A 24,692-nucleotide genomic window follows, 5' to 3' on the forward strand; every position below is an offset into this window, starting at 1 on the left:
CACCGGCTAACGCCCCGTCGGTGAGGCAGACAGCGGGGCGTCGGAGAAGATGTTGCGGATGACGCCGTTGGCCCATTCGAGGATCTCGGCGTCCTGCAGGTCGCGGCCGCCGATCCGGGCGGTCTTCGGTTTCGGGATGAGCACCGCGTCCAGGGCGGGCTTGGACTGCGATCCGGGATACATCCGGGTGAGCCGCATGAGCTTGGACTCCGGCAGCTGCGCCGGGGAGAACTTGATGAAGTTGCCCTGCAGGGCGACGTCGGACAGTCCGGCTTCGCGGGCGCCCACCCGGAAGCGGGCGACGTCGATCAGGTTCGTCGCCGGCAGCGGCAGCTCACCGTAGCGGTCCACGAGCTCGGCGAGGACCTCGTCGATCGCCTCGTAGGTGATGGCCGAGGCGAGCTTCCGGTACGCCTCCAGGCGCAGCCTTTCGCCCGGCACGTAGTCGTGCGGCAGGTGCGCGTTGACCGGCAGCTCGATCTTCATCTCCGCGGCCTTCTCCTCGGCCTCGCCCCGGTATTCGGCCACGGCCTCGCCGACCAGCCGGATGTAGAGGTCGAAGCCGACGCCCTGGATGTGGCCTGACTGCTCCCCGCCGAGCAGGTTGCCGGCGCCGCGGATCTCGAGGTCCTTCATGGCCAGCTGCATGCCCGCACCGAGCTCGTTGTGGGTGGCGACGGCCTTGAGCCGCTCCAGCGCCACCTCGCCCAGCGGCTTTTCGGACGGATAGAGGAAGTAGGCGTAGGCGCGTTCGCGGCCGCGGCCCACCCGTCCGCGCAGCTGGTGCAGCTGGGAGAGCCCGTATTTGTCCGCGCCGTCCACGATCAGCGTGTTGGCGTTGGAGATGTCCAGGCCGGTCTCGATGATGGTGGTGCAGACCAGCACGTCGAAGCGCTTCTCCCAGAAGTCCACGATGATCTGCTCGAGCCGGCTCTCGGACATCTGCCCGTGCGCCACCTCCACCCGGGCCTCCGGGACCAGCTCGCGGATCTTCGCCGCGGTGCGGTCGATCGTGGACACCCGGTTATGCACGAAGAACACCTGGCCTTCGCGCATGAGCTCGCGGCGGATCGCCGCGGAGGTCTGCTTGTCGGTGTACGGGCCGACGTAGGTCAGCACGGGGTGGCGTTCCTCCGGCGGGGTGGCCAACGTGGAGGTCTCGCGGATGCCGGTCAACGACATTTCCAGGGTCCGGGGAATCGGGGTGGCGCTCATGGCCAGGACGTCGACATTGGTGCGCATCTTCTTGAGCGCCTCTTTGTGTTCGACGCCGAAGCGCTGCTCCTCGTCCACGATCACCAGGCCGAGGTCCTTGAACGCGAAGTCCTTGGACAGGAGCCGGTGGGTGCCGATCACGACGTCGACGGAACCTGCCTTGACCCCTTCGGCCGTCTCCTTGGCTTCCTTGGCGGCCTGGAAGCGGGACAGCGGCTTGACCACCAGCGGGAAGCCGGAAAACCGCTCGGTGAACGTTTCATAGTGCTGCTGGGCGAGCAGCGTCGTGGGCACCAGCACGGCGACCTGCTTGCCGTCCTGGACGGCTTTGAAGGCCGCCCGCACCGCGATCTCGGTCTTGCCGTAGCCCACGTCGCCGGAGATCAGCCGGTCCATCGGGATCTCCCGCTCCATGTCCGCCTTGACCTCGTTGATGGTGGTCAGCTGGTCCGGGGTCTCCACGTACGGGAACGCTTCCTCGAGCTCGCGCTGCCAGGGGGTGTCCGGGCCGAAGGCGTAGCCGCGGGAAGCCATCCGGGCCGAGTACAGCCGGATCAGCTCGCCGGCGATTTCCTTGACGGCCTTGCGGGCCTTGGACTTGGTGCTGGCCCAGTCCGCGCCGCCCATCTTGCTCAGCGCCGGGGTATCCCCGCCGACGTAGCGGGTGACCTGGTCCAGCTGGTCCGTGGGCACGAAGAGCCGGTCACCCGGGGCGCCGCGTTTCGACGGCGCGTACTCGAGCACGAGGTATTCGCGCACGCCGTCGCCCCCACCGGCGACCTTACGTTGGATGAGCTCCACGAACCGGCCAATGCCGTGCTGTTCGTGCACCACGGAGTCGCCGGCCACGAGCTGCAGCGGATCGACGGCGTTGCGCCGCTTGGACGGCATCCGGCGCATGTCCTTGGTGGATCCCGCGGAGGTCCGGCCCAACAGGTCCGCCTCGGTCAGGAGCGCGAGTTTGAGCGGTTCCAGGACAAAACCGCGTCCGACGGCGGCCGTCGTCACCTCGATCAGCCCGGCCTGGGGGTCGTCGTTGAGGGAGTCGACCCGGGCGCACGGGATGTCGTTGTCGTGGAACAGCTCGGCAAGCCGCTGGGCCGGGCCGGGACCTTCGGTGACGACGACGATCCGCCACTGCTCCCTGACATGGGAGCCGATGAAGGCCATCATCTCGGCGACGTCGCCCTGGTAGCCGCGGGGTTCGCGGGCATGCAGGTTGAGGACGTCGACGTCGGGAAGCAGCTCCTCGTCGGTGGCCAGCGACGTGATCGACCACCAGGACACCTCGTGAGCGAGGGCGGCGGAGCGGGTTTCGGTGAGGGAACGGAAGCTGGCCGAGTGCAGCGCTTCGGACGCCGCGGAACTCAAGTCGAGCGGCGCGGTGCCGCCGTCGGACGCCGTGGACCACGCCGCCTCGAGGAATTCCTCATTTGTGGCGGCGAGGTCGTGGGCGCGGGTCCGGACCTTTTCCGGTTCGATGACCACGGCCATCGAGCCGGCCGGGAACTGGTCCAGGAACGGCACCATGGAGTCCACCAGCACCGGGGCAAGGGACTCCATGCCCTCGACGGCGATGCCGCCGGCGATCTTTTCCAGCATGTCCGCGGCGGCCGGCAGTTCTGATTTCAGCGTCGCGGCGCGGGACATCACGGAGGGTGTGATGAGGATTTCGCGGCACGGCGGGGCGTGCAGTTCGGTGGGGTGGTGCACCCCCGGCGCGCTCAGCGAGCGCTGGTCTGCGACGGCGAACCAGCGCATCTGGTCCACTTCATCGCCGAAGAACTCGACCCGGATGGGGTGGTCCTCGGTCGGCGGGAAGACATCGAGCATCCCGCCGCGGACGGCGAACTCACCGCGGCGCGTGACCATGTCCACGCGGGCGTAGGCGGCGTCGGCGAGGCTTCTGACAACGTTGCTGAACGGTGCCTCCTGGCCCACCTTCAAAGTGACCGGGACCAGCTCACCGAGTCCGGCGACGATGGGCTGGACGACGGCGCGGACAGGAGCGACGACGACGCGGAGGGCGCCGCTGGCGGAAGTTTCGGGGTGGGCGAGCCGGCGCAGCACCGACAGGCGCCGGCCCACCGTGTCCGAGCGCGGCGAAAGGCGTTCGTGCGGGAGTGTTTCCCAGCTGGGGAATTCGGCGACGGCGTCGGCCGGCAGGAAGGCGCGCAGCGCCTCGGTCAGGTCCTCGGCTTCACGGCCGGTGGCGGTGATGGCCAGGACGACCGGCGCTCGGCCGTTGCCGTCCGCCGGGGTGTCCGCCGTGGTGTCCGCTGTATTATCCGCTGTATTGTCCGCTAGCGCGGCGAGCCCGTCCGCCATTTCCGCGAGCAACGCCGAGCGCAGGCCGGCGGGCGCGCTGATCTGATAGTCCTCGCTGCGGTCTGCGAAACCGCGGGAGGCTTCGGCGCGGACGCGGGCGTAGTTCCGGTCTTCGGCGAGGACGCGGCGCAGACCGGTGAGAGAGGGGCCGTTGAGGCTCATGGGCTGAAGCTCCTGAAGGGATCACGGGGATGCAGGCAACACGAATAGCCGGAATTCGCGAGAATCCCGGGTACCCCAAGCCTACCGCGCAGCCCGGAGGCCTCCGGATCGCCTGTCGGGACACCGACCTGCCGGCGCCAACGGGCGCCGGACTAGGCTGGCAGGATACGCGGCCGTCCAGACGGCCTGGCGCTCCGAATGCCTCATAGACGACAAGGAGTCACCATGACCGGCACGCCCGAAACCCCGCAGACCAAGCCCGCGCAGACTGTCACGCCGAAGACGGTGCTGGTGACCGGCACGCCCGAAACCCCGCAGACCAAGCCCGCGCAGACTGTCACGCCGAAGACGGTGCTGGTGACCGGCGCGACCGGCTACATCGGCGGCCGTCTGGTCCCCCGGCTGCTGGAGGCCGGTCACATGGTGAAGGTCCTGGTCCGGACGCCGGCCAAGATCGCCGGCGTCCCGTGGCTGGCCGACGTCGAAGTTGTCCAGAGCAGCCTTGACGACGGCGATGCCCTGCGCGCGGCACTGGACGGCGTCGATGTCCTGTACTACCTGGTCCATTCCATGGCGGCCGGGTCGGGCTTCGAATCCAAGGAAAAGGCGATGGCGCAGACCGCGGCGCGGGCCGCGGCCGAGGCCGGCGTGGACAGGATCGTCTACCTGGGCGGCCTGCACCCCGCCAACGCCGAGCTCTCCACCCACATGAGGTCCCGCGAGGCCGTGGGCAAGGTGTTCCTCGACAGCCCGGTCGACGCCATCGTTTTCCAGGCGGGCGTCGTGATCGGCTCCGGTTCGGCGTCGTTCGAGATGATCCGGCACCTGTCCGAGACGCTTCCCCTGATGCCGGCCCCCAGCTGGGTGCGCAACAAGATCGAGGCGATTGCGGTCCGCGACGTGCTGCATTACCTCGTCGCAGCGGCAGCGCTCGAAAGCCCGACCAACCGCACCTTCGACATCGGCTGCCGCCAGGTCCTCAGCTACGCGGGCATGATGCAGGAATACGCCGCGGAGGCCGGGCTCCCGCACCGGGTGGTGCTGGCGCTCCCCATTCCCGCGCCCAAACTCGCGGGCATGTGGGTCGCCTTGACCACGCCGATTCCGCTGTCGATGTCCCTGCCGCTCGTGGAGTCCCTCCAGCACGATGCTGTCTCCCGGGAACACGACATCGACGCGTACATCCCCCCGCCGGAAGGAGGACTCACCCCCTACCGGAGGGCAGTCGCCCTCGCCCTGGGCAAGGAGCGCGACGGCCAGGTGGAAACCACGTGGGCCAGTGCGGGCGCCGACGCCGATCCGCTTCCCTCCGATCCCGAGTGGGCCGGCCACCGCGTGTACCTCGACGAACGCAGCTACTCCAGCGACGTGGACCCGAAGCACGTCTGGACCATTATCGAGGGAATCGGCGGGCAGAACGGCTGGTATTCCATGCCCCTGGCCTGGCGCGTCCGCGGCTTGCTGGACAAGCTCACCGGCGGAGCCGGGCTGCTGCGCGGCCGGCGGCACCCGCACCGGCTGGCCGAGGGCGAAGTCGTGGACTGGTGGCGGGCGGAGCGGATCGATCGCGGCTGGCTGCTCCGGCTGCGCGCCGAAATGCGGGCGCCGGGCCGGGCATGGCTGGAGCTGTCGGTCGAGCCGGAGGGAACCGGGAGCCGGTACCGCCAGCGGGCAATCTTCTTCCCGAAAGGTCTCAGCGGGCGCCTCTACTGGCTGGCGGTGCTGCCGTTCCACAGCCTGATCTTTCCTGCCATGTCGCGGAATATCACGGCAGCGGCCAAGGCCCTCCAGGACCAGGAATCGGAGCCGGCCGGGCACACCGCGTAGGATGTTTGGAGCCCGAAACGACCAGTTCCACCCCCACGGAGGACCCCCAATGGCATTGAGTGCATCCACCAACCTTCCGCACAGCGTTGACCGCGTCACCGCGGTTTTCGTGAACGAGGACTTCCTGCGCCACACGAGTGAACTCGTCGGCGGCACCCTGGAGTCCTTCGCCGTCGACGGCGACACGGCAGGCGCCTTCAGCACCACCACCGTGCGGACCATCCCGACCACCCGGATGCCGGACATTGCCCGGAAGTTCGTCGGCGAAAGCCTGAAGGTGACGCAGCTCGAGACCTGGGACGCTCCCGCAGCCGACGGCTCCCGGCTGAGCAACATCACCATGAAGGTCTCCGGCGCGCCCCTGGATGTCAACGCTGTCCAGCGCCTCGTCTCCGACGGCGGCAGCACCCGGATCGAACTGGAAGGCACCGTCACATCCTCGGTGCCGTTCCTGGGCGGCAAGATCGCCGAGGCGGCCGAGCCGATGGTGGGCAAGGCCCTGAACATCCAGTCCACCCAGGCCCAGGCCTGGCTCGAAAGCCACTAGCCCATGGCGCTTCCGGCAGTCCTGGCCGTCGTCCTGATCGTGGCCGGCCTCTGGTCCCTTGCCGTCTGGCCGCAGTTCCTGCGCCGGGTCATGAAGGATCCGAGGTCCCGCGACACCAACGGCAAAGCCACCCGCTTCCTCACCGTCCACGTCGTCCTGGTCAGCATCTCCATGCTGCTCGGGGCGGCGACGGCGGCCATCGGGATTGCTGGCCTGCTCGGCTGAAGCCGCGTGCCCGGCCCGCGCGGGGCATGAGCGTCATGCCCCGCGCCGGCGTTCTACGGTTCCAGGGATTCAACGGTTCCAGGGGTGCTACGGGATCTGGGGTTCCGGCGTGCTGGGCGCCAGCGCCTGGGCAAGGGCATCTTCTGCCGCAACCCAGGAGATCATGGCGCACTTGACCCGGGCGGCGTACTTGGAAACGCCCTCGAAGGCCGACGCATCGCCAAGGATTTCGGGATCCGCCGCCATTTTTCCCCGGGACCGCAGGACCTCGCGGAAATTGTCGATGACCGCCGTGAAGCTGCCGACGTCCATCCCCTCGGCGAGGTCGGTGAGCACCGAGGCCGACGCCATTGAGATCGAACACCCTGCCCCGTCCCAGCGCAACTGGGTGACCTTCCCGTCGGACACCGCCACCCGCACGGTGATCTCATCCCCGCAGACGGGATTGAGCTGGTGGGACTGACCGGTCGACGCGCCTGCCGGAACCGGCGCCTCGGCCAGTCCGCTCCCGGTTCGCAATTTCGCGTGTTCCAGGATGATCTGCTGGTACAGCTGTTCAAGGCTCATGCGGAAATATCCTTAGGCTCCAAAGTAGGCACGGACCCCGGCGACAGCCGCGAGGAAAGCGTCCACATCAGACGTGGTGTTGTACAGGTAGGTGCTGGCCCGGGTGCTGGCCGTCAGTCCCAGGCGGCGGTGCAGCGGCTGGGCGCAGTGATGGCCGACCCGGACCGCGATGCCCCTGCTGTCCAGGAACTGTCCGACGTCGTGCGCGTGCACGCCGGCGACGTCGAACGACGCGAGGCCGATCCGCTCCTGTCCGGGCGCCGGCCCGAGGACCCGGACGCCGGGAATCGACGCGAGGCCCTCGACGAGGCGCTGCCCCAGCAAGGACTCCCAGGCGTGGACGCGGCCCATCCCCGTCTCGGTAAGGTAGTTCGCCGCGGCTGCGAGTGCGATGGCCTGGGAAACTTTCTGGGTCCCCGCTTCGAAGCGCTGCGGGGCCGGCAGGAACGCGGCGCGCTCCATCGTCACGGTGGTGATCATCGATCCCCCGGTCAGGAACGGCGGCAGCGCGTTCAGCAACTCGGACCGGCCATACAGCACGCCGATGCCGGTAGGGCCCAGCATCTTGTGTCCCGAGAGGACCGCGAAGTCGACGCCAAGGTCCCGCACGTCCAGCGGCAGGTGCGGTGCGGACTGGCAGGCGTCCAGCACTGTCAGGGCACCCGCCTCCCGGGCCATCGCCACCAGGGTCTTGACCGGGTTGATGGTGCCCAGGACATTCGAGGCGTGACTGAAAGCGAGGACCCTGGTGGCCGGGTTGATGATGCGGGCGGCCGCGTCGAGATCCAGCCCGCCGGCGTCGTCGACCGGGATGAACCGCAGGGTGGCACCGGTCCGCTCGGCGAGCTGCTGCCACGGGATGAGGTTCGCGTGGTGCTCCATCTCGGTGACCACAATCTCGTCGCCGGCGCCTAGGGCGAATCGTGCCGCCTCAGCTGCGGCGCCCGGCAGGGACGCGTTCAGGAACCCGTAGCTGAGCAGGTTCAGGCCCTCGGTGGCGTTCGACGTCCAGATGATCTCGTCGGCCCCGGCCCCCAGGAACGCAGCCAGGGTTTCGCGGGCGTCCTCGAAGGATTCCGTGGCTTCCACGGCCAAAAGGTGGGCCCCGCGGTGCACGGCGGCGTTCCGCTGCTCATAGAACTCCTGCTCGGCCTCGATGACGCTGAGCGGATTCTGCGACGTGGCCCCGGAGTCCAGATAGATCAGGGGGTGCCCGCCCATGGACCTCGAGAGGATGGGGAAGTCATTGCGGATCCGCAACACCTCGTCGTCGGTCAGTGCAGGCAAGAGCAGGGCCTGGGACTCTGACGTGGGCACAAGAGCCACGCTGGCCTCCTCGGATCGGGTCGAATGGACTACTACCCATCATCCCACGGAACGGCACGCCCCTGATCGGCGGGTGGTTCTGCGGACGGCTCTGGGCTATCCAATGTTTTCCGGTGTTTCCCCGTGTTTCCCGGTGTTTCCCCGTGTTTCCCGGTGTTTCCCCGTGTTTCCCGGTGTTTCCCCGTGTTTCCCGGTGTTTCCCCGTGTTTCCCCGTGTTTCCCGCTGGGAGGGCCTCAGGGCCGGGGTGAATCGCCGCCCGTGTCGATGAGGTCGACCCGCCGGCTGACGCCCAGTTTGGCGAAGACCCGGTAGAGGTGTCCTTCCACGGTCCGCTGGGACACGCAGAGCCTGCTGGCGATCTCGGCGTTGGTGGCTCCGCCGGACACGAGGTCGAGGATTTCGGTTTCCCGGGCGGTGAGTTCCGCATCCTGCTCGGGACGGACAAGGTCAATGTGGGCCGCCATTCCGGCAGCAGTCATCCGGTTCTGGATCTTGCGCTGGACGGCCAGCAGTTTCCGTTTGTCCGTGGTTTCGGCCAGGCACCGCTCCGCCTGTTGGGCCGCCTCGAGCGCCAGTAACACATAGCCGGCACGCAGCGCCCGGTCACTGATCCTGACCAGTTCGGCGTCGTCAGCCTGCAGCACCGCGAGTGCATAATCGTGCAGCATACTGGCCTCCCGTCCCTCGACCGCGAGGCTGCTGCGGGCAAGACCGTCCGCGGCCCCGGTGTCCCCGTGGCGCAAGGCCAGTCGTCTGATGTCCGTCTCAATCCCCCGCAATCCCTGCCGTTTGGCCTCCGCGGCCAGGCCGGCGAGCCTCTTGCTGACCTCCCCGCCGCCCGGTGCCCCGCCGGCCGCGGTGGAGTACGCGTCAGCGAGCAGGGGCAGCGCCCCCGGCCCGCGGTACCGCGAAAGCCGGAATGCCGCCGCGTGCTCCTCGGCCTCCCCCGTGTGGCCCACCACGGAGTTGGCGTACGCGGCGACCGAATGGGCGAAGGGCAGCAACTCCCAGGGATCGGCGATGGTGAGTTCCTCGACGCCGAGAACGAGTTCGGCAATGCCTTCGGGCATGCGCCCCTGGCGGACACGGGCGAGTCCTCTCATCAAGTGCAGGATGCCGCCGCTGAGCAGCAGCCTCGAGGGGAAGTCAGCCTCGTACTCATCGAGGGCCGAGGCGAGCGCCTCCCACTCCCCCGCCCAGTTCAGGCTCAGGCTGTAGCGCACCAGGAGGTCTTCGTAGACGAGGGGCAACGCCTGGCTGGCGCTGCGCGCCCCGTGCCAGGCCTCGCGGGCCAGCCCCAGGCCTTCCGCCACCTTGCCTTTGGCACAGAGCAACTCGGCGAGCAGTGACTCCGCCGGAATCTTAATGTCGTGCCGATCCCCGGCGGCCACAACCAGCTGGCTCAGACCGCCCTCACGGTCCTCGGTGCCGCCGCGGGGCTGGCTCCCGAGGGGCTCCGCCGCCACGGCGATCGCGGCAACATCCAACCACGACGGCCCCGTTGCGGCCGGTGCTGCTCCGCCGGCGGGAACACCCGGGCCGGCGGGTGCGGCGCCGCCTGCCAGCGGCTTTGCCGGCCCCCTCAGGCGGGCGGACAACAGGGCCGCCAGGTACCGGGCGTCCTGGTTCGGGACAGGTCCCGCGAGCTGCAGGAACTGTGCGGACTGCTGGCGGTCCCCCAGCAGATACCGCGAATATGCCATTTGCAACCGTGCCTCCGGAATCATCGCATCCTCGGAAACCGCGGCCGCGGTCCTCAACGCTGTCTGCGCGTCGAGGCCAACGTTGGCGATGCTGGCCGCCTTGAGGAGCTGGTCCGCCGGCACTGCGGCTCCGCAGTCCAGCGCCCACCGGACCCGGTTCAGGAAGGCTTCGGGAGGCACCGACGCTCCCGGGGGCAGTGAGACAAAACTGGCACGCAATCCGGCGCTTCGACCCGCCGGAACCCAACGGCGGATGATCTCACCGATCAGGGGACTCGCTGGCCGGACGGTCCGGTCGGTGCCCCGGGACACTCTGATGATCCCGGCCCTTTCCAGGGCGTCGACAGCCTTGGGGCCACCGAATCCCAAGAGCTGGCCGAGCGGAAGCGGCCCCGCGAGGGCCACTATCGCGGCAGCTGTCCTCTCCTCCGGTGACATGGACCGCAGTTCGTGACCGATCAGATCAGCCACCGGGACATCGGACAAGCCGGGAGGCGAGATGAGGAACCAGATTCCATGGCGCAGCCCCAGGGCCCCCGTGTTCCGGGCGTGCTCAATCAGGGACAGCAGCATAAACGGGTTGCCGGCGGAGGCATCTGCGAACACCGCACTCGCCCAGGGCGAGACGTCGGCGCGGAGCACCTGCTCGCAGAGCTGATGCACCTCGGCACGGGTGAGCGGCTCCAGGTCGAATTTGGTCAGGATTCCGTCATCCCAAAGCGCCAGGAATTCCTCCGGGATCAACAAACCCGGCCGGCAGGTCGCCAGGACACTGGCCGCACCGGTGGCGACGGCTTGCGCTACAAGCTGCGTCGTCCCGCGGTCCAGGCACTGGGCGTCATCGATCACAAAAAGCGGCTTGCTGGGTTCGGACTTGATGCTGTCCGTCACGGCCTTCACGACCGCGGAAAATGAATCCAGGTCGTGGGCGGGCAGCTGGCCGAGATAGGGCGAAAGCGCGCCGAACGGCACGGCAGACAATGCCGGCGTTGCCGCGAGCCGGATCACGGCTGTGTGCGGGCGGAGTTCGCGGATGACCGCCCTGGAAATGGCCGTCTTTCCCGTGCCCGGGTTGCCGACGACGAGTGCGCCGGACATCCCGTCGTCGCGCAGGCATCTGACGATATCCTTGACGACGCCGGACCGGCCAACCAGCGTGGCGGACTCAGTCAGACTTTCCACCCGCAGCCCTCCCTGCGGCGGTTCCCGGACGTCCCGGGCCGCCCGGAGGAAGGGGGGCCCGGTCGGTTAGCCGAGGCGGGCGTGTTCCACTGGTCCGGAGATGACATCTTTGAGTTCCGACCTGCTCGCGACGTGGAGCTTCGCATATACCTGGTAGAGATGTCCCTCAACGGTACGGACGGAAACGTGCATCTCGTCAGCGATCTTCCGGTTGGACGTACCTGCGGCTGCCCGGACCGCCACCTCGGATTCCCGTGCTGTCAACGTCGCGTTCAAAAGTGAGAGCACGCCATTTCTTGGGTTGCCGAACCGGTCCTCCAGGGACTGCTGCGTGCGCTGGGCCATCCTGAGGGAGATGCGGTTGCCGGCGTCGTTGGCACAACTGACCGCTTTCCTGGTCACATCCCTGGCGAAAACTGCATTGCCGGCCGCATCGGCGTCCTTGGACGTTGCCAGCAGTTCCTCGCTGTCGGCGTCCTTCAGCCCTTCCGCAAGCCGGGAGCACAGGCCGGCGAACTGCCCGGTGACCTGGCCCGCGAGATCGCTGAGCTTCTGGCTTGCCTGACGGTCACCCAGCCGGGCCACCGCTGAGAGGAACTGGAGGCCGGTAGCAAGCGCCGAGGCCTCGGTGTCCATGTCGGCTTCCAGCTTCAGTGCGCGCAGGGCCTCAGTCTTTTGGCCGATTTCCGCCTTGGCAGAGAGTTCAAAGTACCGTGTGATGCGGTTCACCAGCCACGGTGCCCGGCGCTGCAGCTCCTCGATTTCCACCAGCAGGGCACCCGCTTTTTCCTCATCGCCCTGGAGCGCGAATGCATAGGCACAGGCTGCGGTTGCGAGTCCGGCAACTGCATCCGGATCGTTTACCCTCAGCTGCCAAACCCCGGACTCCAGGCGTTGAAGTGCCCTCGTGAGGTGGCCACGGTGGAGGTCGACGATTCCCTGTCCGATCTCGAACATCCCGCCGAGCCTGGCCTGCTCGTCCCACGACTCCGAGGTGCCCGCGAGGAAGTCTGCGGCTTCCCGGTACTTGGCCGACAGGAGCAGGAGCAGCAGGAACCGACCCCGGATTTCCCGGATCGAACCGTCGGACAGGTCAAGCGTGCCGGCGGCCAGAATGACTTGCCTCCCGAGTCCGACCGCACCCAGGATGTCGCCGGTGACCGCCTTCGCCTCACTCACAAGGCTCGCGGCCATGACCTTTGCTTCGCTGCCCAAGTCCGTGGCATCCACATTCTGGAAAATTTGCAGGACATCACCGTACCGGCCTTCGAAGGCGGCCAGCTCGGCATAAGCCAGGCGGACACGCTCACCAACCATCGTCAGCCCAGCCCCGGGGTCCCCTGACGCCGTCAGCCGCAGTTCAATCTCCTGCAGCCGGGCCAGTGCGCTTGCCGCCGCTGCCGGGCTGCGCCTGTCCAGCTCGGCCCACAGCAGTTGAAGGGGGGCCCACTCATCCAGGGCAAGTCCATCGCCGGCGCGCAGTTCAACGTCAGCCAGGACACGGCGTGCTGCTTCGTCATTGTGCAAGGACATATGCGCTCTGGCAGATTCGACGGCCACTTCGGCGAGCTTCTCCTTGCCCGCGATTTCCCGGGTGAATCTGAGGGCGGACTGCGGATCGGATGCTTTGTTCGCGAGGCGGGCCGCGGCCAGGGCCAGCCCGGGCTCCACGTCTTCCCCGCAGTCCAAAGCCCACGCCACTGCGGTGGATCCCGTGAACGCGTCGAGGTCCTGGTCCTGGAGAACAGCACCCAACCGGCGGCGAAGCTCTGCACTGCGGCCGGGCGGAACCACACTGGCAACGATTCCGGCCGTGACCGGGTTGGCGATGCTCACCATGGGCGGATGGTCATGGCTGACGTGGATCAGCCCGCGCTCCTGGAGCGTATCGATGTCCTGCGCCTTGGACACGCTCATGAGGGTCTGCAGCGGCAGCGCTCCGGCGAGCGACAAAAGCTCAAAAACATCGCGCTGGCCAGGGCTGAGCCGGTTCAGGCGGGCCTTGAGAACATCCCTGATTTCACCGGCCAGAGCCACCGGTTTCTCCCCCAAAACCCAGGAATCCTCGTGGCGGACAATCGTGCCGAGCTTGATCTGCTCCCGGGCCAGGGAGTGCAGGAAGAGCGGATTGCCGCCGCTGGCGTTCCAGAGGGCACGTGCCGCTGTGTGGGAAAAGTGTCCGCCGTACTCATGGGCAAGGCTGTCCGCCGTTTCGCTGAAATCGAAGGGCCCAAGATCCACCCTGCGCAGCAGGTCGTCCTTCCAGAGCCCCATGATGTCGCTCCCCAGATTAGGCAGGTCAACGCACGCTGCGAGCAACAGGACGTGTCCACCGGCGCAGAGCTGGGCAACCATCATGGTGGAGAGCTCATCGAGGTCATGTGCATTGTCGACAAAGAGGACGACGCTGCGGCCCTGGGCCCGGTTGTGAAGCAATTGGGTCAAGCCACGCAGCACCATCAGTGGGTGCTCAAGGTGGGATGCATCAAGTTCGTTGAGCAGTACGCTGAGCGCCCCGTAAGGAAGTTTGGAGGAAATGGAGCTGCCCCGGACCTGAACCACCAGGTAGTCTTCACCGAGCTTCTCGAGGGCCCGCTGGGCAACAAAGGACTTTCCTGCCCCGTGTTCCCCAACAATCACGGCCCCGCAGCCCGATCCCGAGGTCAGGGCCGCTACCACCTCCGCAACGGTCTTGTGGCGTGTGTAGTGCTTCTCGGGCCGCCCCTTCCCCGGACGTTGGGCGGCTGACATCACATCTGTTCTGCCGCTGCCCGCAGGCAGACCGGCTTCTTGCTGATACATGAGAGAGACCTTCGCAATCAAAGTTATGACTACCGATAGGTCCAACTTATTGATATAGGGAATTTTCGGGATGCGTATGCGCTACTCGATTACGGGCGTAGGGGCCAGCCCTGGGCTACGTAGTTGTACTCATAATCTTCCGGCCGTTCCGCGCCTCAAACCAAGTAGTTCGACTCGAAGTTCCAGCCCGACGGGGACCCTTTTTCACGGGTGTCTCGGTGCAGCAGCAGGTCCGGAGGCCGCCGCGCCTGGGCTGCCAAGTGCCACCGCAGGGCCCCACAGTGCGGGCGCAATGCCACGCTGGGGCTTCACAGTTCTGGCACGGCCGCCCGGCTATCGGGCGGCCGAGCCAGGACTGGGGCCACGGAAAACTTAGGGAGCCGACGGCGGCTGGGGGGAGGAACCTCGGTCTCAGAAGGTTCCGACGCCGTCGGCTCCGTCAAAGGGGTTCACGCACTCGGCGGGAACCATTCGGGAGACCGTTTCGGAGATAATTCAATGTCTGTTGCACCAGAGTGGACCATCGTTCCCCACGCCGGCGATCCTGGCAGCGTCTTCGAATTGCCTGGACCGCTTCCGCGTTGATGGCTCCACGTTCAAAAGTCCTTTGCTCGGAGTCCCTGATTCAGTCTCCTGGTTCAGAGTCCTTGTTCAGAGTCCTTTGTTCCTGGTGCTGACTACAATCTAGCGAACCCGACGGCACCCGCACACCGGTAGTCCGTACTCGAATTCGTGACGGGTTCCGACGAAACCGGGATAGAGGGTACTTGCCACGGCAGCCGGCTTCCGACAGTTGTGCGTCCCGGCTACGCGGTCCCCATACCCGGGCGGCGTGGTGCCTACTTGCCGGCCCCCCGGAGTTACGCACGCCCGAAGGGGAAAAGGCAGTGTTGCCTTCACCCGTGCAGAAGTCAGGGGCCGGAGGACCGGAAGAACCGGCTGCCCGTGGAACGCCCGGGCGGAGGCTAGGAGGAGGAGACTCCCGGCAGCTGATCGCGGCCCTTGACGTTCAGCTTGGCGTAGCTGCGGTAAAGGTGGCCTTCAACTGTCCGGATGGAAACCTGCAGCTCGGCGGCAATCTGGCGGTCGCTGAGGCCGCGGACCGCCAGCGCCACGATGTCGCGCTCGCGGCGGGTCAGCAGGCCGAGGGCGTCAGCTTCAGCTTCCTGTTCCTGGCCGGCGAGGCTGTCTGCCCGGTCCAGGCACCGCTTCCGCTGGGACAGCGCCATACGCTCGCGCAGGGTGTCACCGGCCGCCCGGTACCCGTTCGCAGCGGCATCATAGGCAAGTGCCGCGAAGCCCCACAGCTCGGCGTCTTCGCAGCTCTTGCCTGCTTCCAGATGGTCGGTGGCGAGGTCCGTCCTGATCGCCGCCGCATAGTGACAGATAGCGGCCGGCCTGGGGCCTTCCAGCGCGGGCTGCAGTTCGAGGAGCCGGACAGCCGCGTCGCGGTCTCCCAAAGCCAGGCAGAAGGCAAGCGAATCAAATTCCAGGCCCGCGGTGGAACCGTCCCCTTGGGGCCGGCCCAGCGCGCGGAGCTCGTCGACGGCCCCCGGGTAATTGCCGAGGCGCGCTTTTCCGTACGTGACTGCCATCTGCGAGAGGACGCGCAGGTAGCGTGAGACCGCCCGGGGCGCGGCTTCGTAGTCGGCGAGGAACGCCGCGGCCTTGTCTTTGGCACCGACGTCAGCGGCGGCGGCGAACCCCATCGAGGAGACCAGGGCGAAGAGCTGTTGGGGATCCGCGAGCCGCAGTGACTCCAGTGCCGCGCTGAGGGTGTTCAGGGACTGGGCGGCCTTGCCCTGGTAGAACAGGATGATGCCGTGCGCGGCGTGGACTCCCCCGCCGAACGAGATGAGGTTGGGCCCTTGCCCGGCGCCGACTCCGGCCAGGAGCTTTTCGGCGGCTTCCCAGTCGCCCCCGTGGATCACGGCAGCTGCTGCCCGCGCCACCAGGAATTCCGCGAGGAAATACAGTTCGTAGTGTCCTGAGCCCGCGGTTTCCAGGGCCTCGGAGACAGCGGCGAAGGACTGGACTGCCTTGCCCTGCACCAGGAGCCGCTCCGATGTCAGTGCCAGCCTGAACGCTGCTTCTAGGGTATTGGCCGGGGGGACGGCCTCGCCGTCGGCTTCCGTGCCGGCACCCTCCGGGTACTCCCCTGCCAGGGCGTACACCATGGCATGCATGGTGTCGTGTCGCTCCCTGGTGGCCTTGAGGATGCCATCGGCGTCGTCCGGGTTTTCCCTGCCCAGCCGCTCCCCTGCCTCCAGGAGGGCCCCGGCGCGGTCCATGATGTCCGCTGGCGAGTGGCCGAGAGCGGCCTGGACCGCAGCCCACATCAGGGTTCCCGTCAGGAGCACTGCCACGCTGAGTCCCTTGGCGAAGTCGGGCTCCAGGATGTCCCGGGCGGCCGCATAGTCCGAGGTGTTGAAGTAGGTCCGCGCTGTCACGGCCCGCGCTGCCACCTGCAGTTCAGGGTCCTTGACCAGTGCGGCGGCCTTGCGGGCCAGCTCGTCCTCATACAGCCGGCTGGCCAGGACGGCTGCCCGCAGCAGCTGCCGGTCCTCGATCTCCGCTCCGCATTCCATTGACCAGCTCACCTGACGCAGGAGGCCTTCTGCCGACGTCGGTTCGCTGTCCAAGCGCCGCAGGAGGCTCTGCCGGAGCTGGAGGCTGCGTGCCGGGGAAATCAGGTTGCGCAGCGTGTCGCCGTAGATGGAGTGCCACAGCCGCAATTGGGGGTGTGGCGCAGGCGTGACGCGGATCATCTCGTGTTCGATGAGTGCCGCCACCGGGTCCTCGCCCACCGTGGACTCAATGACGTCGCGGGACACCGGCTCCGACAGGGCGATCAGGTTCAGGGCCTGGCGTTCTGCCGGTGAACGCCGGAGCAGCTGCCGCCGCACGACGTCCGTCAAGCGGTCGCCGTGGCTGTTAAGCGGGCGCGCGAGCAGCCAGACCCCGTTGCGTTGCAGCAGCGTGCCGTCGCTCTTCGCGTCCGCGATGAGACCGTTGAGCAGGAGCGGATTGCCTTCGGAAACCTCCCAGAGGGTTTCGGCGACGCTCGGCAGGACCTGCGGCCCCAGCGTGCCTTCGAGTATCTCGTTTGTCTGATGCTGGCTCAGGGGCCGGAGGTCGAGGCGTTCGGCGATTCCCTCAAACCACAGCTGCAGCAGCGGTTCCGGCAAGCCAGGCCGGGTGGCCGAGGCCACGAGCAGCTTCGCCCAGCCGGCGGCGGCGAGTTCCACCAGGATCCCGGCGGTCGACTCGTCAAGGTCATGGGCATCGTCCACGACCAGCAGCAGGGGCTTCTGGGAGGCGCTGCGCTCGTCTTCGAGCCTCGCCCAGAAAGTCCTGAGCACGGCCAGCTGCGAAGTGGCTTCCTGCACGGGCAGCCCGACAATAAAGGGACCCAGCACGCCGTAGGGCACATTCGACAGGGACGGGCTGCCGTGGATGCGGACGGGCGTCACGGCTGTCTGCAGTTCGGCCACCACGGCTTCGAGGAGGGTGGATTTGCCGATCCCGCTGTCGCCGAGCAGGAGGACGGCGACGTGGTTGCTCCCTTGGATGGCTTCAACCGCCGAACGCAGGTCCTCCTTTCGCCCGGTCAGGACCGTGGATGCCTCCGCAGCGTCGGGGGCGGTTGCGCGCTTCCTAGATGAGTCCAAGCAGATCACTTCGCGAAGAAACTCCCAGCTTGGTGAACACCTGGTAGAGGTGTCCTTCCACTGTTCTGACAGAAATGCCGATGGCCAAGGCAATGTCCTTGTTCGAAACGCCGTTGCCGGCGAGGGCGGCAATCTGCCGCTCCCTGTCCGTGAGCAGCGGCCCCTTGTTCCTTGGCATGATCGGCAGGGCCGGCAATGAGACCGCGAGGCTCTCAAGGATGGCGTGTGCGGCGCTGGCCTTGCCGCTGAGCCCCGCAGCCTTGGCGAAGTCGAAGGCGAGGGCAGCGCACCTGGCCTGGACGGCGTCGAGTTCCATGGCCGCGGCCTGGCCGGCGGCCTCCAGCATGATGGCGGCGTCCTTCTTGCGGCTGCCCACCGCGATGGTCCGGGACAGCTCCGCGAGGGCCCCCTGCCGGAACGCCGCGATCTCCTCCAGGAACTCGAAATCCTTGGTGGTGCCGTTGACCGTCGCCCCGAGCATGGAGATTCCGGCCAGGGTATACCGGCCGGCCCGGTAGTGTTCCTCGGCCGCGCGCACCAGCCGGTCCTTCGCCTCCGGATCTCCCAGCCAGCGTGAGGCCATGTCCATGCAGAAGTCTGCAGAAGTTCGGATCGCGAAGCGTGCGGGGCCATCCGCTGACCGGGCCCGGTCCAAGTAGACGGAGGCCTGCACGGAGTTCCCGGTCTGGGCGTAGGCGAAGGCGGTGGCTGCGTAGGCCTGCCGCAACGAGTGAAGGCTCGCGCGGACTTCCAGCTGCGCGATCGCGGCAAGGAGCGGGTCGAGGGCCATGTAGCCGCGGCCCGCGTAGACATAGGCGAGTCCGACGGCCAGGTCAGTGGGCGCGCTGCCGGAGTGCAGTCCGTGGCCGGCCCGGCCGCTCGCGTCCTTGAGCATGTCGATGCTTTGGCGCCATTGTCCGGACAACAGCAGCACGTTGAAAGATCGCCAGGCAAAGTTTTCCCGGATCCGCGGTACGTTCGACCATTCCCCCAGCTGGCCGCCGATCTCGCGCATCAGCTTCCGGGCCTGGACTTCCTTGCCCGTCATGCACAGGGCTTCCATCAGGATGATTGCGGATCTGAGCCGGTGCACGGCGTTGATGTCGTCCACTTCCGCGCTCGCCGCCACGCTGAGCCGGGCCATCATTGGCTCATAGTCACCGACAAAGGAGAGGAAGTTGAATTCGCAGAGGTCCAGGCACAGTCCGGCGCGGGTCAGCTCCTGCGCCGATGCATCGGGCTGGCCGGCTTTGAGTTCTTCAAGCCGCAGCCGGGCCTGCCCGATCAGCTCAGGGACCTGGGCCGTGCGGTCCTTGAGCCAGGACATGCAGTCCACCTTCGCGGCTATCAGTTCCGCATACGCTTCGGCACCCAGCGAGCGGAGCTGGGCCTCCGAGACATCGTCCAGGGCGGCCATGGCCTGCAGGGGCAGCCCGAGTTGAAGGTAGGCGGCGGACTTCTGCAGCTGCCCCTCGGTCCATTCCGGATCCTCCGGGTTCAGGCTGCCGGCGCATTTGAGCGCGAACTTCGGGTCGAAGAGTTTAACGGCGGCGCCGGCGGCCGCCACGGCGTGGGCGGGTGCCAGGGGTGCGTCGCAGTCGTGGGTCCATGCCGCATAGGCCAGCAGGTCCTCCACGGTGAGCTCGTTCAGCTCATCCTGCTGGTGACCGGGCACCTTGTCCCGCAGTTCCAGCCTGCGCTCGACACTGAGCCAGTTGCGGACGGTGTCGCCCAGATAGCGGTCGCCGAGCGAGACAAGGTGGCGGTCCGTCCGGTCGACGACGATCTGGCCGGCGTCCTCCATGTCCGCGATGACGCCGGGGCTGTACATCCGTGCGAGCCGGGCCAACGGCAGGGTCCGGGCACAGGACAGCACCTCGATGAGTTCCCGTGCCACCGGCGTTTCGCGGGCGTACCGGGCCCGGACGATGTCTTCCAGCGCGGTGCGGCCGTCCAGAACCACCTCGTCCACCAGGGTCCAAACGGAGCCGGCGAGCACGAGGTTGCCGCGTTCGATCTGTTCCGAGACCACGGCCTGCAGCAGGGTCGGGCTGCCGCCGACAAGTTGGTGCAGCTGGCTCGCCAGTGCGCTCGATACCCTGTGGCCGAGGGCTGCCTTGAGCACTTCGAGGGTTTCGACCTCCGTGAGGTTGGCAAGCCGGACTTCGGCCAGCTGCCCGGAGGTGATGAGCCAGTAAAAGTCCGGCGGAAGGTCCGTGGTCCGCTGGGCAGTGGCGACGAGCCGCGCTGTCCGGGTCTGCACCAGGTTGAGCAGGACGCCCGTGCTCAATTCGTCCAGGGCACCGGCGTTGTCCAGCAGGATGACGCACTTGCGTCCGGCGGCGTCGTCGCGGATCAGGGAGGTAATACCGTGCAGGATGGCCGTCGGCGAGCCTAGTGAGCTTTGCGGCAGGCGGGCCAGGGTGAAAGCCAGGCAGCCGTAGGGGGTGGCCGAGCCCGGCCCGGAACTGCGGAGCTGGAGGGTGTAGACGTCGGGCCCGAAACCCGCGATCACCGTGCGTCCCACCTGGGTCTTGCCCACCCCGCGGTCGCCGGTGATGACCACACCCATGCGGTCTTCGGCCAGCAGGGCACTGCGAACCCGGTCGGCGTCGGCATTGCGCGCGAGACCGGACCACCTGTGCCGGTCCAGCGGACCGGTTACAGGTTCTTCTTCGGCGGGTGCCAATGTAGTGGAAACATTCCCCCAGCCCAGCGATTCCCTCGACATCTAGTTTCCTTCGTACCGCTTTGCGGACAGCAAACCTGAGACCGTCCGCCTAGAAGTAGCGTATCCCTATCCCCCGACATGAGAGTAGAGCGATCATATAGGCATTTCTGGAAGCTTGGAAGCAATTCGGGTCGGCGACGGCGCGATACCCCGTGGTCCGCTGCTGACGTGCCGGGGCGGGTCCGGCTAGGGCGTCTTCGCCGGGTGGAACTGCTGCTGGGCCGCGAGCAGGCCGTCACGGACCAGGGCTTCCACGGCGTCGGCCGCTGTATCGATCAGGAAGGGCAGTTCCTTCTTCTCCGGGCCGGAAAAGTCCTTCAGCACAAAGTCCGCAGTGTCCATTCTGCCCGGAGGGCGGCCCACGCCGACCCGGACGCGCAGGTAGTCCTTGGTGGCGAGGGCCTTGGAGATGTCCCGCAGCCCGTTGTGGCCGCCTTCGCCGCCGCCCAGCTTCAGCTTCACCGTGTTGAAGGGAATGTCGATCTCGTCGTGCACTGCGATGACGTGGCCGGGATCGATGTCATAGAACTTGGCCAGCGCCGAGACCGGGCCGCCGGAGACGTTCATGTAGCTCAGCGGCTTGGCCAGCACTACCCGGGGGCCGCCGATGCCGAGGCGGCCTTCCAGGACCTGGGCCCGGGACTTGTGGGACTTGAAGCCGCTCCCGATCCGGGAAGCGAGTTCGTCGAGGACCATCTGTCCGACGTTGTGCCGGTTGTGGGCGTACTCAGCCCCCGGGTTTCCAAGGCCTGCGATCAACCAGGTGTCAGTCATGGGTCAGTCCTTCGGTATGGCCTTCGGCAAGGCGGGCCGGTTCCGGGCAGCGCGGGGCTGGCGTTGCCCGGCGGAGACGACGGCGGCCGGGCCCCAAGGGGACCCGGCCACCGGAGGAATCGTGGGTGCTACTCGGCTGCGACCGAGGAGCCTTCAGTGGTGTCGGCCGATGCCTCTTCCTCGGAGACCTCAGTGGCCTCGGAGATGTGCACGACGAGGGACTCGGCGTCGGCGAGCAGGACGGAGCCCTTCGGCAGAACGAGGTCCGAAGCGTGGATGTGCTCGCCGGCGGTGCGGCCCTCGATGCTGACCTCGATGGCGGTCGGCAGGTGGGTTGCCTCAGCCTCGAGGGAAACGACGGTCATTTCCTGGTTGTACACGTTGCCCGGAGCCAGTTCGCCGGTGAGGTGCACAGGAACGTCGACGGTGACCTTTTCGCCGGTGCGGACGGTCAGGAGGTCGAGGTGCTCGATGATCTGCTTGATCGGGTCGCGCTGGATGTCCTTGACGAGGGCCAGGTGCTGTTCGCCGTTGATGTCCAGGGTCAGCAGGGCGTTGGCCTTGCGGACTGCCAGGGTGGTGGCCTTCGCCGGCAGGGTAATGTGGATCGGCTCGGCGCCGTGGCCGTAAATGACGGCAGGAATCAGATTGGCCATGCGGGCGCGGCGGGCGAAGCCCTTGCCGAATTCGGTGCGTACTTCTGCTGCGAGCTTCTGCTCAGCCATGGGTATCTCCTGTGTGGACTAGCGGTGGTCAGCAAGGGCGGAGGTCTGTTTGCGACCTTCAACGCCGGGTGGCCGTGAGGCCGCCCTTCCGAAGGGAGATTCAGACCCAGTCGATAACGGAGACCAGCACTCCGGTAACCGACTAATTTCCGCTTCAATACGGATAGTTCGGAATACCGGCGCTCTCCCTCGCCAAGGTTTCGGTACAAGGCTACCAGTGCGGGGCCGCAATCATGAAAACGGCCCCGTACTGGCGGACAGCTGAGCGGGCTCAGCTGCAGGGTTGATCGGGTTAGGCGTTGCCGTCAAACAGGCTGGTGACGGAGCCGTCGTCGAACACTTCGCGGATGGCGCGGGCGATCAGCGGAGCGATGGACAGCACGGTGAGCTGCGGGAAGCGCTTGCTGGCGTCGATCGGCAGGGTATTGGTGACGACAACCTCGCGGGCGCCGGACTCGGACAGCCGCTGGGCCGCAGGGTCGGAGAAGACGGCGTGCGTTGCCGCGATGATGACATCCTTGGCGCCGGCGTTCTTGAGCACCTGGACCGCGCCGGAAATGGTTCCCCCGGTGTCGATCATGTCATCGATCAGCACGCAGGTGCGGCCCTCGATCTGGCCCACGACTGTCTTGGAGATGGCCTGGTTCGGGACGGTGAGGTCGCGGCTCTTGTGCACGAAGGCCAGCGGCGCGCCGCCGAGGCGTTCGGCCCACTGTTCGGCGACCCGGACACGGCCGGTGTCCGGGGAAACCACCGTGATGTCGTCAGCGCCGACGCGGGTACGGATGTAGTCCGCCAGCAGCGGGATGGCCATGAGGTGGTCCACGGGGCCGTCGAAGAAGCCCTGGATCTGCGAGGTGTGCAGGTCCACGCTCATAATGCGGTCGGCGCCGGCGGTCTTGTAGAGATCGGCGATGAGGCGCGCGGAGATGGGCTCGCGGCCGCGGCCCTTCTTGTCCTGGCGCGCGTAGGGGTAGAACGGCGAAACGACCGTGATCCGCTTGGCGGAGGCCCGCTTGAGCGAATCGATCATGATCAGCTGTTCCATCAGCCAGTTGTTCAACGGGGCGGGGTGCGCCTGGATGACGAAGGCATCGGTGCCCCGCACGCTTTCGCCGGCCCGGACGTAGATCTCGCCGTTGGCGAAGTCGTAGGCGTCCAGGGGCAGCAGCTCGGTCCCGAGTTCCTTGGCGATCTCCTTCGCCAGCTCCGGATGCGCGCGCCCAGCGGCAAGCACCAGCTTCTTCTCGCCGCGTGCCGTAATTTCGCTCATTATTGCTAGCCCTCTTCTGTAGATGCCGGAGTACTGGAGGAAGTCGTGGTGGCGCCGGCGGCCTGGGCCAGGGACGCGGAAATCGAGTCCGGGCGGTTCGCAAGGACCCAGCCCTCGGCGTTCTGCTGCTTGGCGACCGAGAGGACCAGGGCCCCGGGCGGCACGTCGCGGCGGATCACGGCGCCGGCGCCGCTGTAGGCGCCGTCGCCCACCCGGACGGGCGCGACGAAGACGGTGTTGGAGCCGGTACGGACGCCTGAGCCGATGACCGTGCGGTGCTTCTTCTCGCCGTCGTAGTTCGCAGTGATGTTGCCGCAGCCGATGTTGGTGTCCTCGCCGATCTCGGCGTCGCCGGCGTAGCCGAGGTGGGAAAGCTTCGATCCCCGGCCGATGGTGACGTTCTTGGTCTCGTAGAAGGCGCCGATCTTGCCGGTCTCGCCCAGGACGGTGCCGGGGCGCAGGTAGGTAAACGGGCCGACGCTCGCCCGGGCCCCAATGGTTGAGCCGGAACCGTGCGTGCGGATCACCGTGGCGCCTTCCCCCACCTGGACATCGGTGAGGGTCGTGTCGGGGCCGACGACGGCGTCCCGCGCCACCGCGGTGGTGCCGTGGAGCTGGATGTTGGGCAGCAGCCGGACGTCCTCGTCGAGGATGACGGTGGCATCGATCCAGGTGGTTGCCGGGTCGACGACGGTGACGCCGGCGCGCATCCAGGCCTCGACCGTGCGCCGGTTGAGTTCGGCGCCCAGTGCCGAGAGCTGGACCCGGTCGTTGGCGCCCTCGACCTGCCAGCGGTCTTCGGTCACGACGGCGGCGACGCGGCCACCGGCGGCCCGGGCCAGGCCCAGCACGTCGGTGAGGTATTTTTCGCCCTGGGCGTTGTCGGTGGTGACGTGGGCCAGCGAGTCGCGGAGCACGGCGGCGTCGAAGGCATAGATGCCGGAGTTGATCTCGCGGATCCCGCGTTCGGCGTCCGTGGCGTCCTTGTGCTCGCGGATGCCCTGGACAGTTCCGTCTTCTGCCCGCAGGATGCGGCCGTAGCCGGCGGCGTCGTCCAGGACGGCGGTGAGGACGGTGACGGCGTTATGGCCGGCCTCGTGGCTGGCGACGAGTTCGGCGAGGAGCTGGCCGGTGAGCAAGGGGACGTCGCCGTAGGTGACGACGACCGTGCCGCTGAGCCGGCCGTCGGGGTGAAGCGCGTCGAGGGCCTCCAGGGCGGCCTCAACGGCCCGGCCGGTGCCGGGCACCTCGTCCTGGTCGACGATCAGGGCAGACGGGTCGACGGCGGCGATGTGGGCGGCCACGAGGTCCCGTTCATGCCGGACGACGAGGGCCAGCTCCTGCGGTCGGATGGTGCGCGCGGCGTGCAGCGCGTGGCCAACGAGGGAGCGGCCGCCGATCTCGTGGAGGATTTTGGGGGTACGGGACTTCATCCGTGTACCGGCCCCTGCAGCTAGGACGATGACGGCGGCTGGGCCGGTCTTCTCGGGGCTCACGTACGGGCTCTCCTTGCTCAGCGGCTTAGCTCATGCCCCTGCTTGGTGGATCTGGGTGTCCGGCGGCCGGGGCCAGCTGGTGCACCTCGGTTGCCGGATCCGCGCGGTGTGGGCGGACCAGACTCCGGTCGCGGCGC

General features: G+C 67.5%; 14 protein-coding genes. 3 read left to right on the top strand and 11 right to left on the bottom strand.

The window, feature by feature from the left end; genetic code table 11:
- Nucleotides 1-6 precede the first annotated feature (6 nt).
- A complete protein-coding gene (mfd, locus tag GXK59_RS12010) occupies nt 7-3,705 on the bottom strand; it encodes a transcription-repair coupling factor (RefSeq protein ID WP_160667052.1) in 3,699 nt (1,232 codons plus the stop codon).
- Between the two features lie 225 nt (nt 3,706-3,930).
- Between mfd and GXK59_RS12015 the strand changes: the two genes are divergently transcribed.
- From GXK59_RS12015 to GXK59_RS12025, 3 genes are read left to right on the top strand one after another with little or no spacing between them, the layout of a single operon-like run.
- Nucleotides 3,931-5,532 carry an SDR family oxidoreductase gene (locus GXK59_RS12015; protein WP_160667054.1) on the top strand — a complete coding sequence of 534 codons (1,602 nt, stop codon included), beginning with the start codon at nt 3,931-3,933 and terminating at the stop codon, nt 5,530-5,532.
- A gap of 49 nt (nt 5,533-5,581) precedes the next feature.
- On the top strand, nt 5,582-6,079 hold the full coding sequence (locus tag GXK59_RS12020; protein ID WP_160667056.1) for a DUF2505 domain-containing protein: 498 nt from the start codon (nt 5,582-5,584) through the stop codon (nt 6,077-6,079).
- A 3-nt stretch (nt 6,080-6,082) separates the two neighbouring features.
- The gene (locus GXK59_RS12025; RefSeq protein ID WP_160667058.1) at nt 6,083-6,304 is read left to right on the top strand and encodes an SCO4848 family membrane protein; all 222 of its coding nucleotides are present in this window, start codon (nt 6,083-6,085) and stop codon (nt 6,302-6,304) included.
- 87 nt (nt 6,305-6,391) lie between these two features.
- Here the strand turns inward: GXK59_RS12025 and sufU are convergent, their stop codons facing one another.
- From sufU to glmU, 10 genes are all read right to left on the bottom strand, one after another.
- Entirely contained in the window at nt 6,392-6,871 is a 480-nt protein-coding gene (sufU, locus tag GXK59_RS12030) for a Fe-S cluster assembly sulfur transfer protein SufU (RefSeq protein ID WP_160667060.1), read from the bottom strand.
- A gap of 12 nt (nt 6,872-6,883) precedes the next feature.
- Nucleotides 6,884-8,197: a SufS family cysteine desulfurase gene (locus GXK59_RS12035; RefSeq protein ID WP_272927720.1), complete on the bottom strand. Its 1,314-nt coding sequence runs from the start codon at nt 8,195-8,197 to the stop codon at nt 6,884-6,886.
- A gap of 234 nt (nt 8,198-8,431) precedes the next feature.
- Nucleotides 8,432-11,083 carry a helix-turn-helix transcriptional regulator gene (locus GXK59_RS12040; protein ID WP_160667062.1) on the bottom strand — a complete coding sequence of 884 codons (2,652 nt, stop codon included), beginning with the start codon at nt 11,081-11,083 and terminating at the stop codon, nt 8,432-8,434.
- Nucleotides 11,084-11,149: 66 nt separating this feature from the next.
- Entirely contained in the window at nt 11,150-13,885 is a 2,736-nt protein-coding gene (locus GXK59_RS12045) for a LuxR C-terminal-related transcriptional regulator (RefSeq protein WP_160667064.1), read from the bottom strand.
- Nucleotides 13,886-14,850: 965 nt separating this feature from the next.
- Nucleotides 14,851-17,556, bottom strand: a complete 2,706-nt coding sequence (locus GXK59_RS12050) for a LuxR C-terminal-related transcriptional regulator (RefSeq protein WP_160667066.1) — start codon at nt 17,554-17,556, stop codon at nt 14,851-14,853.
- A complete protein-coding gene (locus tag GXK59_RS12055; protein ID WP_160667068.1) occupies nt 17,543-20,287 on the bottom strand; it encodes a helix-turn-helix transcriptional regulator in 2,745 nt (914 codons plus the stop codon). The genes GXK59_RS12050 and GXK59_RS12055 overlap by 14 nt, the downstream gene beginning before the upstream one ends.
- 186 nt (nt 20,288-20,473) lie before the next feature.
- Complete coding sequence (pth, locus tag GXK59_RS12060) at nt 20,474-21,061, bottom strand: aminoacyl-tRNA hydrolase (protein ID WP_160667070.1); 588 nt, start codon at nt 21,059-21,061, stop codon at nt 20,474-20,476.
- A 128-nt stretch (nt 21,062-21,189) separates the two neighbouring features.
- On the bottom strand, nt 21,190-21,786 hold the full coding sequence (locus tag GXK59_RS12065; protein WP_024367292.1) for a 50S ribosomal protein L25/general stress protein Ctc: 597 nt from the start codon (nt 21,784-21,786) through the stop codon (nt 21,190-21,192).
- A gap of 292 nt (nt 21,787-22,078) precedes the next feature.
- Nucleotides 22,079-23,059, bottom strand: a complete 981-nt coding sequence (locus GXK59_RS12070; protein ID WP_024367293.1) for a ribose-phosphate diphosphokinase — start codon at nt 23,057-23,059, stop codon at nt 22,079-22,081.
- A gap of 5 nt (nt 23,060-23,064) precedes the next feature.
- Entirely contained in the window at nt 23,065-24,555 is a 1,491-nt protein-coding gene (glmU, locus tag GXK59_RS12075) for a bifunctional UDP-N-acetylglucosamine diphosphorylase/glucosamine-1-phosphate N-acetyltransferase GlmU (protein ID WP_160667072.1), read from the bottom strand.
- Between the last annotated feature and the right edge of the window lie 137 nt (nt 24,556-24,692).

It is taken from the genome of Pseudarthrobacter sp. ATCC 49987 (assembly GCF_009928425.1).
Taxonomy (GTDB): Bacteria; Actinomycetota; Actinomycetes; order Actinomycetales; family Micrococcaceae; genus Arthrobacter.